Annotated in this window: 15 protein-coding genes; 11 read left to right on the top strand and 4 right to left on the bottom strand. The window is 59.8% G+C overall.

Translation table 11 applies throughout. The features are described 5' to 3' along the window. Window positions 1-3,009: translocation/assembly module TamB domain-containing protein (locus EN807_RS15725; RefSeq protein WP_189522425.1), on the top strand; the 3,009-nt coding region annotated here is incomplete at its 5' end. Window positions 3,010-3,671: 662 nt separating this feature from the next. On the opposite strand, the gene EN807_RS15735 is transcribed toward EN807_RS15725, so the two are convergent. From EN807_RS15735 to EN807_RS15750, 4 genes are read right to left on the bottom strand one after another with little or no spacing between them, the layout of a single operon-like run. Then, the gene (locus EN807_RS15735; RefSeq protein WP_135935584.1) at window positions 3,672-4,355 is read right to left on the bottom strand and encodes a transporter substrate-binding domain-containing protein; all 684 of its coding nucleotides are present in this window, start codon (window positions 4,353-4,355) and stop codon (window positions 3,672-3,674) included. Further along, window positions 4,342-5,133: a 4-hydroxy-2-oxoheptanedioate aldolase gene (gene hpaI / locus EN807_RS15740; protein ID WP_135935585.1), complete on the bottom strand. Its 792-nt coding sequence runs from the start codon at window positions 5,131-5,133 to the stop codon at window positions 4,342-4,344. Before hpaI ends, EN807_RS15735 begins: the two co-directional genes overlap by 14 nt. Window positions 5,134-5,141: 8 nt before the next feature. Further along, complete coding sequence (locus EN807_RS15745) at window positions 5,142-5,924, bottom strand: fumarylacetoacetate hydrolase family protein (RefSeq protein ID WP_135935586.1); 783 nt, start codon at window positions 5,922-5,924, stop codon at window positions 5,142-5,144. Between the two features lie 24 nt (window positions 5,925-5,948). Further along, window positions 5,949-6,842, bottom strand: a complete 894-nt coding sequence (locus tag EN807_RS15750) for an intradiol ring-cleavage dioxygenase (protein ID WP_135935587.1) — start codon at window positions 6,840-6,842, stop codon at window positions 5,949-5,951. Between the two features lie 253 nt (window positions 6,843-7,095). Between EN807_RS15750 and EN807_RS15755 the strand changes: the two genes are divergently transcribed. The 10 genes from EN807_RS15755 to EN807_RS15800 are packed head-to-tail and all read left to right on the top strand — an operon-like array spanning window position 7,096 to window position 14,466. After that, on the top strand, window positions 7,096-7,833 hold the full coding sequence (locus EN807_RS15755; protein WP_135935588.1) for a GntR family transcriptional regulator: 738 nt from the start codon (window positions 7,096-7,098) through the stop codon (window positions 7,831-7,833). Continuing rightward, window positions 7,833-8,654: a sugar phosphate isomerase/epimerase gene (locus EN807_RS15760; RefSeq protein WP_135935589.1), complete on the top strand. Its 822-nt coding sequence runs from the start codon at window positions 7,833-7,835 to the stop codon at window positions 8,652-8,654. Before EN807_RS15755 ends, EN807_RS15760 begins: the two co-directional genes overlap by 1 nt. Before the next feature lie 46 nt (window positions 8,655-8,700). After that, on the top strand, window positions 8,701-9,369 hold the full coding sequence (locus EN807_RS15765) for an amino acid ABC transporter permease (protein WP_135935590.1): 669 nt from the start codon (window positions 8,701-8,703) through the stop codon (window positions 9,367-9,369). 9 nt (window positions 9,370-9,378) lie between these two features. Beyond that, complete coding sequence (locus EN807_RS15770) at window positions 9,379-10,029, top strand: amino acid ABC transporter permease (RefSeq protein WP_135935591.1); 651 nt, start codon at window positions 9,379-9,381, stop codon at window positions 10,027-10,029. Window positions 10,030-10,070: 41 nt separating this feature from the next. Then, window positions 10,071-10,895 carry a transporter substrate-binding domain-containing protein gene (locus EN807_RS15775; RefSeq protein WP_135935592.1) on the top strand — a complete coding sequence of 275 codons (825 nt, stop codon included), beginning with the start codon at window positions 10,071-10,073 and terminating at the stop codon, window positions 10,893-10,895. Window positions 10,896-10,902: 7 nt separating this feature from the next. After that, window positions 10,903-11,676, top strand: a complete 774-nt coding sequence (locus EN807_RS15780) for an amino acid ABC transporter ATP-binding protein (RefSeq protein ID WP_189522426.1) — start codon at window positions 10,903-10,905, stop codon at window positions 11,674-11,676. Between the two features lie 18 nt (window positions 11,677-11,694). Beyond that, window positions 11,695-12,555: a shikimate dehydrogenase gene (locus tag EN807_RS15785; protein WP_189522427.1), complete on the top strand. Its 861-nt coding sequence runs from the start codon at window positions 11,695-11,697 to the stop codon at window positions 12,553-12,555. Window positions 12,556-12,569: 14 nt separating this feature from the next. Further along, the gene (locus tag EN807_RS15790; RefSeq protein WP_135935595.1) at window positions 12,570-12,938 is read left to right on the top strand and encodes a 5-carboxymethyl-2-hydroxymuconate Delta-isomerase; all 369 of its coding nucleotides are present in this window, start codon (window positions 12,570-12,572) and stop codon (window positions 12,936-12,938) included. Window positions 12,939-12,971: 33 nt separating this feature from the next. Next, window positions 12,972-13,421 carry a type II 3-dehydroquinate dehydratase gene (gene aroQ / locus EN807_RS15795; RefSeq protein ID WP_065009891.1) on the top strand — a complete coding sequence of 150 codons (450 nt, stop codon included), beginning with the start codon at window positions 12,972-12,974 and terminating at the stop codon, window positions 13,419-13,421. Between the two features lie 7 nt (window positions 13,422-13,428). Next, window positions 13,429-14,466 (top strand): Gfo/Idh/MocA family oxidoreductase, encoded by a 1,038-nt coding sequence (locus EN807_RS15800; protein WP_135935596.1) that lies wholly within the window; start codon window positions 13,429-13,431, stop codon window positions 14,464-14,466. The last annotated feature ends 317 nt before the right edge of the window (window positions 14,467-14,783 follow it).

The following is a 14,783-nucleotide window of genomic DNA, read 5'->3' on the forward strand; positions in this document are numbered from 1 at the left end:
GCCACCAGTCTAGCTAAGGTCGAGGGGCTCACCCTGGCATTGCACTCGGACGCCTTCGATCTGAAGGGCCGGACAGGGCCGATCTCCGGCACGGTGACGGCGGACAAGATCGGCCTGGACAACCCGACGATCGCGCCGCTGATCGCCGGCAGGATCACCGCCAAGGTCGCCGGCAGCCTCGCCACTGATACCATCGTCATCGACAGCGGGTCGTTGACGGGCGACGCGCTGAACACCGGCTTCAACGGAAGGGTTTCGCTGGCCGACGGCGCCATCGATCTCAACCTTAGGGCGGATGCGGCTTCCGCAGCGCTGCCGGCGGCGGCGCGCGGTGTGCTCGCGGAGCGGACGGAACTCAGTGCCGCACTGAAGCGTGACGCCAATGGCAATGTCACCGCCAACGCGATCAGGCTGGTTTCCGGCGCGCTGACCGCCGACGGGCAGGCCAGCCTTGCCGACAATAAACTCGCCGCCGACATCAAGGGCGCGCTGGCCGACATCTCGCTTCTGTCCGGGGATGCCAAGGGCGCCATCGCTTTCGCGCTGAATGCGCAAGGCTCCAGCACAGCGCCCGACCTGTCGCTGACGGTCGACAGCGACCGGCTTTCGGTGGCCGAACGCGAGATCACCGGGCTGAGGCTCACCGCCACCGGCAAGGCCGATGCCGCCAACCCGGCGGCCAATGTGCAACTGTCCGGAAATGTCGCGGGCCAGGCCCTGCAAGGCAGCGCCGTGCTGGCGACGTCCGACGGCAAGCGCGCCATCAACGGACTTCTCCTGTCGCTCGGCAAGAACCGGATATCAGGCGACCTGGCACTTGATAATGCCTTCGTGCCGTCCGGTACCGTGGCCCTCGACCTGCCTGATATCGGTCCGCTCGCAGCCCTTGCCCTGGAAAAGGCGGAAGGCGACGTGCGCGGCACGATCGTATTCTCGAAGACCCGCGATGCGCCTGATGTCGCCATCAAGGCTTCGACGGCTTCGATTACGCGCGGCGATCTTTCGGCAAAGACGGTCACCATCGATGCGCGGATCGCCAACTATCTCGCCGCACCGGTGATCTCCGGAAAAATCCGCGCCGACAGCGTCACCTCCGGCGGCACCGTCATTCGCGGCATCGATGTCGATCTCACCCGCGACGGCGACTGGACCGGCTTTTCCGGCGGCGCCACCGTCAAGGACATTCCGGCCAGGGCCGCCGGCCGCGTCAGGGTTGCCAACGGCGCTACAACGGTCGAGCTCACCTCCGGCCAGGCGACCATGCGCGGCATCAAGGCGGCGATCGCTCAGGCCTCGACCATCACCATCGCCAACGGCACCACCAGCCTGGATAGGCTCGCGCTCAACCTCGGCGGCGGCACGGCGACGGTTTCAGGCAAGGTCGGGGAGGCGCTCAATCTCGACGCGACGCTGGCGCGGGTGCCGATGTCGCTCGCCAACAGTTTCTCGCCGGGCCTCGATGCTGCCGGCTCGATCTCGGGCACGTTGAAGGTGACGGGGGCGCCGGCCAATCCGGCCGTCGCCTTCAAGATCGACGCCGCAGGCGTCCAGACGTCGCAGACTCGCGGTGCCGGTTTCGGCGGCATGGGAGTTTCGTCCTCCGGCACGTATTCGGGCAACAGACTGACCTTCGACGCCAACATGAGCGATGCCGCCGGTCTCGGCCTCAAGGGCGGCGGCACGATGACAACATCAGGCACGCCCACCCTTGATCTCGACTTTTCCGGCAAGGTGCCGTTCGCCTTCCTCACCCGGACACTCGCAGCGCAAGGCCTGTCCTTGAGCGGCACGGCCGACGTCAATTTGAAGGTGCGCGGCCCGGCGACGTCGCCGGTGATTTCAGGCACGGTCCGCACGTCAGGCGCCCGCCTGATCGATGCACGCTCGGGACTTGCGATCAACGATATCACCGCCGATGTGGCGATCGCCAGTAGCGTGGCCAGGATCAACCGCCTGACCGGCAATTTGTCGACGCGCGGCAGCCTGTCGGCCAGCGGCACGGTCGGCATCAATCCGGCGCAAAGTTTTCCGGCCGACCTGTCGGTCAAGCTCGTCGACGGCCGCTACACCGACGGCAGGGTGGTCACCGCCAATCTCGGTGGCGACCTGACCATCAAGGGGCCGCTCGTGTCGGCGCCGGTGATCTCGGGTACGATCAACCTGGCCAAGACAGTCATCACCGTTCCCGAGAAGCTGCCGGGCTCGCTTGCGACGCTCAACGTCAAGCACAAGAACGCACCGGCCGCCGTGCGCGCACAGGACAAGGCGTTGCGCCCGGCGACGGCGAGCGGCAGCAGCGGTGGGGGCGGCCTCAACCTCGATGTCACGGTCAACGCGCCGAGCCAGATATTCATTCAGGGCAGGGGTGTCGACGCCGAGCTTGGCGGTTCGCTGCGGCTGACCGGCCCGGCATCGTCGCCGCAAGCGGTCGGCACCTTTACGTTGCAGCGCGGGCGGCTGACGATCCTCGCCAAGCGGCTGACCTTCACCGAAGGCACGGTCGGCTTTTCAGGCTCGCTGGTGCCTTATCTCAACCTCACGGCGACGTCGACGACGAGCAGCGCCACCGTCACCATCGTGGTATCGGGCGAGGCGACCAATCCGAAATTCAACTTCTCGTCGGTGCCGGCGCTGCCGGAAGACGAGGTCCTGGCGCAACTGATTTTCGGCCGCTCAATGTCTAACCTGTCGCCGCTGCAGATCGCCCAGCTTGCCGAAGCCGCCGCGCAGCTGGCCGGTGTCGGTGGCTCGACCTCGCTGCTCCAGAACCTGCGCAGCGCAATCGGCGTCGACGATCTCGACGTCATCACCGACGAGGAAGGCGGCACCGCGGTCTCGGCGGGCAAATATCTCAACGACCGCACCTATGTGACCATCCAGAAGGGCGACAAGCCGGGTTCGGGCAAGGCGGCGATCGATCTCGACGTCGGGCGCGGCGTCAAATTGCGCGGCGAGGCCACAGACGCCGGTGAAGCCAAGGGCGGCGTTTTCTACGAGCGCGAGTACTGAAGCCGGCCGACGCGAGAGGGTCTGGCAATCCGACATTTGTCGCCGTTTTGGCACCCCATCCGGGATCGGCTGGCGCTGTGCAAAGCTTCGCGCATGACGCCGGAAATCGGGACCGATTTTCGGTCAGACTAGAGGGCATCAACGTTCTCACACGGCAACTCAAACCACACCGCGCTCCTCTTCGGCGTGCGCTTCTGGAGAGGACGATAGTCCTAACGCAGTCGTACCACCCGGCAATAAACCACCGACCGGCTTCCGCGCCGTCGCCTGATGTTGCTCACCCAGTCGGTCGCTATCGCGCTCGCAGTTTTCCTGGCGGTCATGGTGGACCGTGTGGATGTGCCCGCGCGTCGGCCACGCCACGCCGCCACCGCGAGAATGGCCCAGATCGGCGCTCCTCTCCAGCGTCAGGACGCCGAATGGCAACGACTACGGCAAGGACTTGCTGCGCCAGCACCACGAAGCACACGCCCATGATCCAGGGCCACGGCCACCCCCAACCCTTCGGAACAAGAGTTGCTCGACATCGTACGCTAAGGCTCAACGAAACATGAACTTCCGAGTCAAAACGCTTGAGAGGGAAGAGGATTCCAATTGACTATTCGGGAGTTAACGTGTCGCGTCCCCTCGACCTGGCTCCCTCGCATGTCCCGCCAACTGCTTCAGTTGCTCGGCTTACCCGCACTGCAATGCTGTTGGATGAAGTCCGACAGGAAGGTTGAAGCGTGAACACACCTCCGATGCACAGCGATCGCCTGAGGCACTTTCGAGAATGTCCTCTCAACAATGCGGAAACCTGGATTCTCTTCGCAGAAACGTGACAGGGACTCGGTCAAGCCCGCAGCCGCATCGCACTGGGAGGATACAAGCATGTCCAGGGCGGAAGCGAAATTTTCGGTATGGAGGACAATTGCATTTCTAACCTGTCGCTCAAGCTGCTTTGTATACGCTGCGGTTCTGGCGGCGGCAATGCGCACCCCTTCGACGTCAACATGCTCCACGCTGCCTAGCGGGCTACTGTCTGGCACCAGAAAGCTGGCGGTCACCGCGGTATAGGGGGGCGAGAAGGAGAACCTGTCGGCACGTGATGGATCGGAAGCAATGAACGCAACGTCCCACTCGTTGCCTTCGGCAGCCGCAAGAATGTCAGCGGCCGATCCGTATTGAACCAGCGACAAACCGCAGTCGAGTTCTGCCGCAAGTTCGATCGCGATCTGCGCGCTCGGCCCTGTTAGAAAGCCTGTCACTGGATCGAGTTGGACAAGTGCGGCATTCGACATGTTGACCGCCGCTCTGAGGACTCCCGTCGGTGCGATTTCAGTGAGGAGCTCATCACGTTCCGACATCGTGGTACACTCCCTGAGATGCAAATCGTGCCGCGAGTGCTTCCGATCCCCTTGCCAGAACAGCGACATCGACACCAACGGCAGTAAATAGTGTTCCCAGCGAGAGGCACCGTGCCGCGAACTTCTCATCCGGGGTCAGAATGCCCGCAGGCTTGCCCAACGATTTCAGGCGTTCAATCGCGTCAACAATTGCATCGACCACCTCCGGGTGGCTCGGTTGGCCCCTGTGTCTGAAACTCGCTGCCAGGTCTGCCGGTCCTACGAATACGCCATCCACTCCCTCTACCGACGCAATCGACTCGAGGTTCCCAAGCGCCTCCCGCGTCTCAACTTGCAGCAACAGGCAAATTTCCCGTTCCGCATTTTGCGCATAGTTCGCAACTCGGCCGAAACGAGTGGCGCGCGTCAGGGCAGAAACACCACGAATTCCATCCGGAGGATATCGCACGGCCGCGACTGCGGCTTTCGCCTCTTCTGCGTTCTGAATGTAGGGAATGAGCAGTGTCTGAACGCCAATATCCAGGAAACGTTTGATGAGAACGGGGTCGTTGATGGCCGGGCGGACGACTGGGGAAACGTCGTATGGCGCGACCGCTTGCAATTGCGGCAGGACGGTCAGAACGTCACCTGGAGAATGTTCCGTGTCGAACAGGAGCCAATCGAAACCTGAAGGCGCGACGATTTCCGCGGCGTAGTTTCCCGGCAAGCCACACCACAGGCCGATCTGACTTTGACCAGAAAGAAGCTTCTGCTTGAATCGATTGACAGGATGTTCCATCTAGCACCTCACACAAACGACACGCCAATGGAGCCAACAGGGCCATAGTCGGCTTGAATGACATCACCTTTCGCGATATCGACAGGACGCGTGAAGGAGCCGGCCAGGACTATTTGTCCCTTCTTCAGGCCACCGCCCACAGCATAAAGTTTGTCGACCAGCCACGCGATGCCGGCTGCCGGATGTCCCATGATCGCCGCCGACACGCCCGACTCCTCGATGATGCCGTTCTTGGAAAGAGTCGCTCCGACCCAACGGATATCAATGTCCATCGGGCGAATTATACGGCCGCCAACGACGAGGGCGCCGAAAGCTGCATTGTCCGCAATGGTGTCGGTGATCGCTCGAGGGACTTCGGTCCGGTAGTCGATAATCTCGAGCGCCGGGACAACGAACTCGGTCGCACGCATGACGTCATAGATCCTGGTGCCGAGCCCGGCGAGATCCTCACCCATAACAAAGGCCAGCTCGACCTCGAGGCGCGGCTTGATAAACAAGTCAGCCCTGATCTGCGCTCCGTCGTTGTAAAGAGCATCGTCAAGAATGCAACCGTAGTCCGGCTCCGTCATTTTCGAAGCCATCTGCATTGCGCGTGACGTCAGGCCGATCTTATGCCCGACGATCCGTGCGCCCTTGGCCACCCTCGCCTCCGCCCACAAAGCCTGAATCCGGTAGGCGTCCTCGAGTTCGAGGTTCGGGTAGGTCTCGCTAGGCTGTATGATCGGCTTCCGCTCGATTTCAGCTTTGAGCAGCGCGTCTGCCGCGGCCTGGCGTTCTTCTTCGGTGATCATATCGTTTGCTCTGCTGATAGTGATTTATTTGATCGGGGGACGCGGCAAAACGGCTTCGCCGGGTTCCATGACATAGGTGTAGTCGAGCGAGAACCATGGGCCAGGAATATCCGTTTCGGTCGGATGGGGCGCCTCATGGCGAATGAAGTCGCCGGTCAGGGCTGCCGTGACACCGAACTGAACATCGGAGTCAATGTTCGGGTCGCTGGGGTCGAAGACCTGGGAAATCAGCGTCTTGTATCCGTGCTTGAAGATCAGTGCGTGCAGGTGCGCTGGTCGGTACGGATGGCGTCCCTGAGCTTTGAGCAGGCGTCCGACGACGCCATCGACCGGTATGGGATACCCGACCATCTTGACGGTCCTGAACCAGAACCGACCTTGCACGTCGGTCATGAATTTGCCGCGCAAGTTCATCTCGGCCTGGTCCGGGTCCTGGTTTTCGTAAAGACCGACGGGAGATGCATGCCACACATCCACTTCGGCGCCGGCAATTGGCTTACCGTCGCGGTCAACGACCCTGGCATGCACGAACAAGGGAGTGCCGGGCGTCTCGGATCGGATAATCGTCCCGCCATTTTCGACTCGCGGAGAGTCGAGGCGCCAGAATGGGCCCAACAGCGACTGGGAGGTCTCAGTCTGTCCCCTCTCGCCATTGTTAAGTAGGCAGACAAGTGAAGACACGCCAAGAGAACCGGCCATCAACACAAACTCGTTGTGGTGATCAGTATGCAGTTGCCCGATCTCATTCAGCATGGCTGTCGCCTCCCGAAACTCGACCTCCGTCAGTCGAACCTCGCGCACGAAGGCATGAAGATGCGTGACCATCGCCACGAGGATTCCTCGCAGGCGGGGGTCTTCAGTGCGATTCATCACAGCGAGGACGGCTGGCGTCAGATCGCTTTCAGTTTTGATCACCATGTGGGCTACCTCCCGATTTCCCCGACTATCCGAATAATCGATTATCTGTCAAGGCCGCCGTACATTCTCGCGGCTCCCACAAGTCGGGATAAAACAGGATATCGACATATAAATGATTGTTTTGATTATGTTTTATTCGCATAAAAAAAGCTAAGGCTTGACTTTTTGCAGATTTCATCGCACTCAAGTTGACAGGAATAATCGTTTATTATATTGATCAGCGACAATTAGTTCGGGAGCCTTGGGAGGAACAATGGTACCGGATGACGACGGCGCATTTGCTCCGACGACAGAAGATGCTCCATCGTCTTCTGGCTTTCTCGATGATGGCAAAAACACAATTGGGAGCCAGCTTGCATCCCGTCTTCGTGAAGCGATCATCTCCGGCGAGCTTCAGGCCGGCAGCAAGATCAATCTCGACAAGGCGCGCAAGACGTTCAACGTGAGCCTCAGTCCGCTGCGTGAAGGGTTGGCGCGGCTGATATCGGATGGTCTAGTGGAGTTCGAGGACAATCGCGGCTACCGCGTTTCATCAATTTCCTTGGCCAATCTGGAAGAGATAACCACCCTGCGCGAAGAGTTTGAAGTCTTTGCGCTTCGCGAGTCCGTGCGGGTCGGCGATGTGGAGTGGGAGGGTAACGTCATGCGCGCGCTGCATCGCCTTAACCGCACCAATCGTGACGCGGCTCGGCCAGAGACACTGGAGCGCTGGGAAGAGCTCCACCGCGAATTTCATCTGACACTCGTATCTGGCTGCGGGAAGCCGATCCTGCTCCATTTCTGCAGACTGCTTCTTAATCTCAACGACCGTTATCGCCGGGTGTTTCTGACCCGCACGTCGGGTGACCGCAACGTCAGCCAGGAGCACAGCGAGATTGCTCAGGGAGCCGTCGCCCGGGATCTGGACTATTCGTGCGATATGTTGCGTGAGCATATTCACCGCACGGGAACCAATCTGCGCAATCACCTCGCGACAAAGGGGATCTTGTGATGACCGTCGCGACGCCAAGACCGGACCTTGAACTGGGCGTGGCGCATTTTTCATCCATCGCGCTGCCGCCCAAGGAATTCGCCGTGATAGCTGCTCGGGCGGGTTTTGCGTCGATAGGGCTGCGTCTGCACCCCGCCTTTCCCGGAGCCCCTTTCTACGAGTTGCCGGTGGGCAGCCAGAGTGCCCAGGAATTCAAGACAATTGCCGATGGCGAAGGCGTCAAGGTGTTCGATATCGAGTTCTTCGTGATCGACGAGAGCTTCGTCGCGGGCTCCCATGAGGCGACCGTGGCAGCCGCTGCGAACATAGGGGCGCGCCGGCTGAGTGTTTGCGGCGATGATCGAGACGGCGGCCGTCTTGCCACAAACCTTTCAGAGTTTTGCGCCCTCGCGGCGCGATATGGCATGTCAGTCGACATCGAAAACATGGGCTGGCGGACGGTAAGAACCTTTGGCGACAGCGTCGCGGTCGTGAATTCCTGTGGAGCAGAGAACGCCGGTGCTCTCGTGGATGGGGTTCACTTCTTTCGAAACGGCGCCTCGATCGACGAGCTTCGCGGAAATGCAGGGAAGGTAAAACACGTCCAGCTTTGCGACGTCCGCGGGCCTGCTCCTAAAACGTCGGACGCAATGATCGTCGAGGCGAGAAGCGGTAGGTTCGCTCCTGGAGAAGGCGAATTGCCATTGAAGGACCTCTGGGCTGCAACCGAATACGGTACTGCTATCTCGGTTGAAGTGCCACTCGTCGGGTCGGTGGACCCGGAGGCACATCTAAAACATCTCCATGACAGCGCACTGGGAATTTTGAAACCGGATCAGTGATCCGGCGCCAACGCGGCGTGGGCCGGTCGGAAGGAGGAAGTCTTAGATGCCTTATACGTTCGATTTCGGTGCGGTCCTCGACCGGGCCCCGGAATTGCTATGGGGTTCGCTTGGAACGCTTGGCCTTGCGCTGGCTGGGATGCTCCTCGCACTCGTCATCGGAATCCTGGGCGTTGTTGCAAGGACTTCCAAGAGCGAGATCACGCGCACTTCCGTGATCGTTTTCGTTGAGGTCGTGCGTAATACGCCATTCCTCGTGCAGATCTTCTTCATATATTTTGCCCTTCCTCTCATGGGCATACGGCTCAATCCGACCGTTACGGCGATCATTGCCCTCGGCATCAATGGTGGGGCGTACGCAATCGAGATCATCCGAGGCGGGGTCGAGAGCGTGTCGCGCGGCCAGATCGAGGCAGGTTTCGCACTTGGACTGCACAAGGCGGACGTCTTCCGGCTCATCGTGCTCAAGCCGGCACTGCGGGCGATTTATCCCTCGCTCACAAGCCAGTTCATCATGCTGACACTGACAACGTCTGTCTGCACGTCAATCGCCGCTTATGAACTGACCTCGGCCGCTCAGCGCATTGAGTCTGACACCTTCCGCAGCTTCGAAGTCTATTTCACGGCGACCGCTATCTACCTGGTTATTTCGACGCTGATGATGGGCCTCTTTGCCCTCATTTCTCGCCACTACTTCAACTACCCGACGCGATAGGAGGCAGCCATGGGTCCCATCGGCGAAAATGAATTCTTCTTTTTGATGCAGGGTTTGAAGTGGACCGTGCTGCTCGCGATCGTGGGCTTCATCGGTGGGGGGATGTTCGGAATCCTGATCGCGCTGCTGCGCACCTCAAAGAAGAAGGTCGCCCGGACGATCACCGCAGGATATATCGGCATCTTCCAGGGCACGCCCCTTCTGATGCAGCTCTTCGTTGTCTATTACGGCGTTGCGCTGTTGGGCGTCGAGGTCAACGCGTGGATCGCGGTCGCAATCGCCTTCACGCTCCATGCTAGTGCCTTCCTGGGCGAGATCTGGCGCGGCTCCATCGAGGCTGTACCGAAGGGCCAGACGGAAGCCGCCAACGCCCTCGGTCTGCATTATGTCTCGCGGATGAAAGACATCATCTTGCCGCAGGCCCTGAAAATCTCGATGCCGGCCACGATCGGCTTCCTTGTCCAGCTCATCAAGGGCACGTCGCTAGCAGCAATCGTCGGCTTCATTGAACTGACTCGCGTCGGCCAGATCATTTCAAACCAGACCTATCGTCCGCTGCTCGTCTTCGGGATCGTCGGCGCAATCTACTTCATCATTTGCTGGCCGCTCTCCCATGCCGGAAGTGGCCTCGAAAAACGGATGGCGAAAGCTGCCCGCTAACCGCTTCGCTCGAAGCAAAACTCTTGAGGAGGAGAATAAGCATGCAAAACAATCGTAGGAATTTTCTCGGACTTGCACTGGCAACCGTTGCCTTCGCAACCGTTGGCGCTGCCGCCGCCTCTGCGGCAACTGTAGAGGAAATCAAGGCAAAGGGCACGCTTGTGGTCGGCATCCAGGGCGACAATGCGCCATGGGGGTTCGTCAACACGAGCGGCCTGCAGGACGGCTTCGACGCCGACGTCGCCAACCTTTTTGCCAAGGAGTTGGGCGTGAAGGTTCAATTCCAGCCGCTCGCCGTTGCCAACCGAATTCCGGCGCTTACGACCGGGAAAGTCGACATCCTGTTCGCAACGATGGCGATGACGGAAGAACGTGCGAAATCAATTCAATACAGCAAGCCCTATGCCGCTAACACGATTTCGCTTTATGCGGCGAAGTCCGACACGGTTACGAAGCCTGAAGACGTTGCGGGATGGGAGATCGGCGTTCCGAAGTCCAGTTCGCAGGATAAGGCAGTAACGGACGCCGTCGGATCCACCGCAACGGTTCGCCGCTTTGATGACGATGCCACAACCATCCAGGCTCTCATCTCCGGACAGGTAAAGGCGGTTGGCGGCAACCAGTTCTATGGTCAGCGTCTGGATGCCGCGAATGCCGGCACCTATGAGCGCAAGATTAACTTTCTGACGACCTACAACGGCGTCGGGACCCGGCTCGGCGAGAAGGACTGGAACGAAGCCGTCAACGCCTTCATCGACAAGATCAAGGCCAATGGTGAGCTTGCCGCCATCACGAAGAAGTGGATGGCGATCGAGCTGCCGCAGTTCCCTGAATCCATTCCGAATATCCCGTTCACCGTCAATTAAAGCCCAAATGGAGAGTTCCGTGCTCAATTCTGCAAAAGATCAATCGACGCTGATTTCCCTTGAGGACGTGCAGAAGTGGTACGGCGATTTCCATGCTTTGAAATCCATCAGTCTGTCGGTCCGCAAAGGCGAAAAAATCGTCCTCTGCGGGCCGTCAGGCTCCGGGAAATCAACGTTAATCCGCTGCATCAATGCCCTCGAAACGATCGAGGACGGCAAAATCGTCGTCGAGGGTCAGGTACTGGACGGAAGCACCAAATCCGTCGATGCGATACGTCGCGAAGTGGGAATGGTCTTCCAGAGCTTCAATCTCTTCCCGCACATGACTGTACTTCAGAACTGTACACTCGCCCCGATGCGTGTTCGAGGCACAACCCACACTGACGCAGAGCGACTGGCTCGAAAATATCTCGAGCGCGTTCGAATCCTTGACCAGGCCGAAAAGTTTCCTGCACAGCTATCCGGCGGGCAACAACAACGCGTTGCCATCGCTCGCGCGCTCTGCATGGAGCCGAAGGTCATGCTCTTCGACGAACCAACCTCTGCCCTCGATCCGGAAATGGTGAAGGAAGTGCTCGACACCATGATCGGGCTCGCCCGTGACGGCATGACGATGATCTGTGTCACGCACGAAATGGGCTTTGCCCGCCAGGTCGCTGATCGCGTCATCTTCATGGCCTCAGGAGAAATCGTCGAAGAGGCCGAACCGGAGATCTTCTTCAAGTCTCCCAAGCACGAACGCACGAAAAACTTCCTCGGCGAAATCCTTGCCCACCACTGACGTTCGAAAGCGATACCAATGCACGACAAGAAATTCCTCGTAGGGCTGATCGGAGCCGACATCCTAATGTCAAAGTCCCCGGCGCTCCACGAAACGGAGGCTCGACATCAGGGCTTCGATTACCGTTACGAGCTTCTCGATCTGGCCGAGCGAGGCCTTCCTGCCTCGGCGCTACCGGACCTCCTCGACGAGGAAGAGCGGCGCGGTTTTGCCGGGAGCAACATTACACATCCGTGCAAGCAGTCTGTGATCGCCCACCTCAGCCGCCTTTCCGAGGATGCAGAGATGCTCGGGGCGGTCAACACCGTGGTCTTTCGTGACGGCGAGAGGATCGGCCACAACACTGATTGGTACGGTTTCTACGAGAATTTCCAGCGCGGCCTTCCGCACGTCGCGAAGTCGCATGCCGTCCTGCTTGGCGCCGGCGGCGCCGGTGTCGCCGTGGCGCATGCTGCAATCAAGCTCGGTATTAAGCGATTGTCGATCTTTGACCAGGATTCGAAACGAGCAGAAACCTTGGCTGGGCAGTTGAACGATCGGTTCTCAAGGGATTGCGCTCGTGCCACGACGGATGTGGGCAGCACCCTGCGCTCCGCGGACGGCCTTATTCACGCGACACCGACGGGTATGAAGAGCCATCCTGGTTCGCCGATCGACCCGGAATGGCTTCTTTCACGGCATTGGGTCGCCGACATCGTCTATATGCCGCTCGTCACAGAGCTCCTTGCTCTCGCCGAAAGAAAAGGCTGCCGGACCCTTCGTGGCGGCGGCATGACCGTCTACCAGGCAGCAGCGGCTTTCGAATTGTTCACCGGGATAGCACCCGACGCAGAGCGCATGTCCCGTCACTTTATGGACTTGTGCCGCCTGTCGGCTTGATGGGGAGATCCCAAATGCCGCATATCATCATCGATTATAGCCGGGGCGCAGGCGAGCATGTAGCCATGGACCGGCTCACGCTGACCGTGCATCGCTGCGTTCGCGATGGCGGCCTTGTGAAACCTTCTGTCGTGCGCACGCTTGCGCGGGAGGCGACATATTCCTGCGTGGGCGATGAGCATGCCGATAATCATTTCATCCAAATTATCGTGCGGATGGCACCGGGTCGTACTGCAGAGACTAAGCAGAAGCTTCTCACTGCCGTTCTCGAGGCCGCGCGGGCGATCGCCGCGCCTGCTCTCGAAGCTGGAAGGCTCGGCTTGCGCGCAGATCTCTACGAGTCGGACCCTGATTTTGCTGTTCAAGCAATCGCGTTCGTCTGACCAGGACAGCGTGCTCAAGAAGGAAAATATACTATGAGCCTGATCTACGTTCTCAATGGACCAAACCTCAATCTGCTTGGCAAACGCCAGCCGCACATCTACGGGCATGAAACGCTCGCAGACGTAGAGGCGGACTGCCGCAAACTGGCGGCCGAACTCCGCCATGAAATCCGCTTTCACCAGAGCAACCGGGAATACGAGATCATCGATTGGATTCATGAGGCGCGCGAGGACGGTGCGGGCATCGTCATCAATCCGGCAGCCTTTACCCATACCTCACTCGCCATCCTCGACGCTCTGAACACATTTGAAGGGCCTGTGATCGAGATCCACATCTCCAATGTGCACAAGCGCGAAAGCTTCCGACACCATTCGTTCGTTTCGCACCGCGCGGACGGCGTGATCTGCGGCCTTGGAACAGAAGGATACCAGCTTGGCATCCGGCGCGCGGCGACAATGATCAAGGCGGCGAGCAAGGGCTGAGGTGACCATGACCCAACGGGTTAAGCTGGCCGTACTTGGCGCAGGCCTCATCGGTAAGCGCCATATTCAGCACGTCCTGGCCGAGCCCTCGGCGCAACTCAGTGCCGTGGTCGATCCCTCGCTGGTTGGCGAGACTATTGCCAAGGAAGCCAGCGTGAAGTGGTTTACAAGCTTCGCGGACATGGTTGCCGCAGACCGACCTGACGGGATCATCGTGGCTACGCCCAACCAGGCTCACGTCCAGAACGGGTTGGAAGCCGTTGAAGCCGGCGTTCCCGCACTCATCGAGAAGCCTATCGCCGACGACATTATATCCGGGGAAAAGCTGATCGCAGCGGCTGAGGCAAAAGGTGTTCCTCTTTTGGCCGGCCATCACCGCCGACACAATCCGGTGATGCAGAAGGCAAAGGAAGTCATCGAAAGCGGGAAGCTCGGCCGCGTTCTTGTTGTCAATGCGATGTTCTGGCTGTTCAAGCCCGACGATTATTTCGACATCTCGTGGCGTCGTGAGCGCGGTGCGGGGCCGGTTTTCCTCAATCTCATCCACGATGTCGATAATCTGCGTTACCTTTTCGGCGATGTGGCTGCGGTTCAGGCACGCGAGTCCAACGCAGTGCGCGGCAACGCAGTTGAGGAAACGGCTGTGATCCTGATCGAGTTCAAGAATGGAGTTTTGGGAACTGCGACAGTCTCGGACTCGGTGGTCGCACCGTGGAGCTGGGAGATGACAACCGGAGAGAATCCGGCCTACCCCAGAACCGAGCAATCCTGTTACATGATCGGAGGAACGCACGGGTCGCTGGCTGTTCCGTCGCTCGAGGTCTGGCGCAATCCTGGTAAACGGAGCTGGTGGGAGCCACTTGACCAAAAGCGTATCGAGGTCGACGGCGAGGACCCGCTCGTCCTGCAGATCAGGCAATTCTGCAACGTGATCCGCGGAGACGAACCGCCGCTTGTCAGCGGGCGTGAGGGGCTCGAAACCTTAAGGGTAATCGATGCGGTAAAACGCTCGGCGGCAACGGGAGAACGTATTAAGTTGAACTGACGCCTGAGCAATGTGTAACGCAACCGCCTGCTCGCCCTTCGCGTCTCCTTGCATCCGATGCGAGGAGAACGCCGGCTCAACACCGACGAACGAGCAGTTGCGGCGGTCCTGTTTTCGAGCGCTCCTGTTCGAGACCGCTGGCAGTTAAGCCACTTCGACATTCCTCAAATCGGCTGCATGCGCCGCATGTCGGATAGCTGGCCACCCTCGACTTAGGCATCGCCCTTCTGGCGGAGGAAACCGTCGCCGAGGATTTGGCCGATGGCCGTCTGCGTCACTGCCGCCGCTCTGTCTTCGCCACCATCGAAACGCGCCCG

The organism is Mesorhizobium sp. M5C.F.Ca.ET.164.01.1.1, from assembly GCF_004792125.1.
In the GTDB taxonomy this organism is placed as follows: Bacteria; Pseudomonadota; Alphaproteobacteria; order Rhizobiales; family Rhizobiaceae; genus Mesorhizobium; species Mesorhizobium wenxiniae.

What these genes read in the sequence shown, in the direction of transcription:
- hpaI (WP_135935585.1), bottom strand. Translation starts at nt 5,133, where the DNA reads ATGGAACATCCTGTCAATCGATTCAAGCAGAAGCTTCTTTCTGGTCAA.
- EN807_RS15800 (WP_135935596.1), top strand. Translation starts at nt 13,429, where the DNA reads ATGACCCAACGGGTTAAGCTGGCCGTACTTGGCGCAGGCCTCATCGGT.
- EN807_RS15735 (WP_135935584.1), bottom strand. Translation starts at nt 4,355, where the DNA reads ATGTCGGAACGTGATGAGCTCCTCACTGAAATCGCACCGACGGGAGTC.
- EN807_RS15745 (WP_135935586.1), bottom strand. Translation starts at nt 5,924, where the DNA reads ATGATCACCGAAGAAGAACGCCAGGCCGCGGCAGACGCGCTGCTCAAA.
- EN807_RS15770 (WP_135935591.1), top strand. Translation starts at nt 9,379, where the DNA reads ATGGGTCCCATCGGCGAAAATGAATTCTTCTTTTTGATGCAGGGTTTG.
- aroQ (WP_065009891.1), top strand. Translation starts at nt 12,972, where the DNA reads ATGAGCCTGATCTACGTTCTCAATGGACCAAACCTCAATCTGCTTGGC.
- EN807_RS15755 (WP_135935588.1), top strand. Translation starts at nt 7,096, where the DNA reads ATGGTACCGGATGACGACGGCGCATTTGCTCCGACGACAGAAGATGCT.
- EN807_RS15750 (WP_135935587.1), bottom strand. Translation starts at nt 6,842, where the DNA reads ATGGTGATCAAAACTGAAAGCGATCTGACGCCAGCCGTCCTCGCTGTG.
- EN807_RS15765 (WP_135935590.1), top strand. Translation starts at nt 8,701, where the DNA reads ATGCCTTATACGTTCGATTTCGGTGCGGTCCTCGACCGGGCCCCGGAA.
- EN807_RS15760 (WP_135935589.1), top strand. Translation starts at nt 7,833, where the DNA reads ATGACCGTCGCGACGCCAAGACCGGACCTTGAACTGGGCGTGGCGCAT.
- EN807_RS15780 (WP_189522426.1), top strand. Translation starts at nt 10,903, where the DNA reads ATGGAGAGTTCCGTGCTCAATTCTGCAAAAGATCAATCGACGCTGATT.
- EN807_RS15785 (WP_189522427.1), top strand. Translation starts at nt 11,695, where the DNA reads ATGCACGACAAGAAATTCCTCGTAGGGCTGATCGGAGCCGACATCCTA.
- EN807_RS15790 (WP_135935595.1), top strand. Translation starts at nt 12,570, where the DNA reads ATGCCGCATATCATCATCGATTATAGCCGGGGCGCAGGCGAGCATGTA.
- EN807_RS15775 (WP_135935592.1), top strand. Translation starts at nt 10,071, where the DNA reads ATGCAAAACAATCGTAGGAATTTTCTCGGACTTGCACTGGCAACCGTT.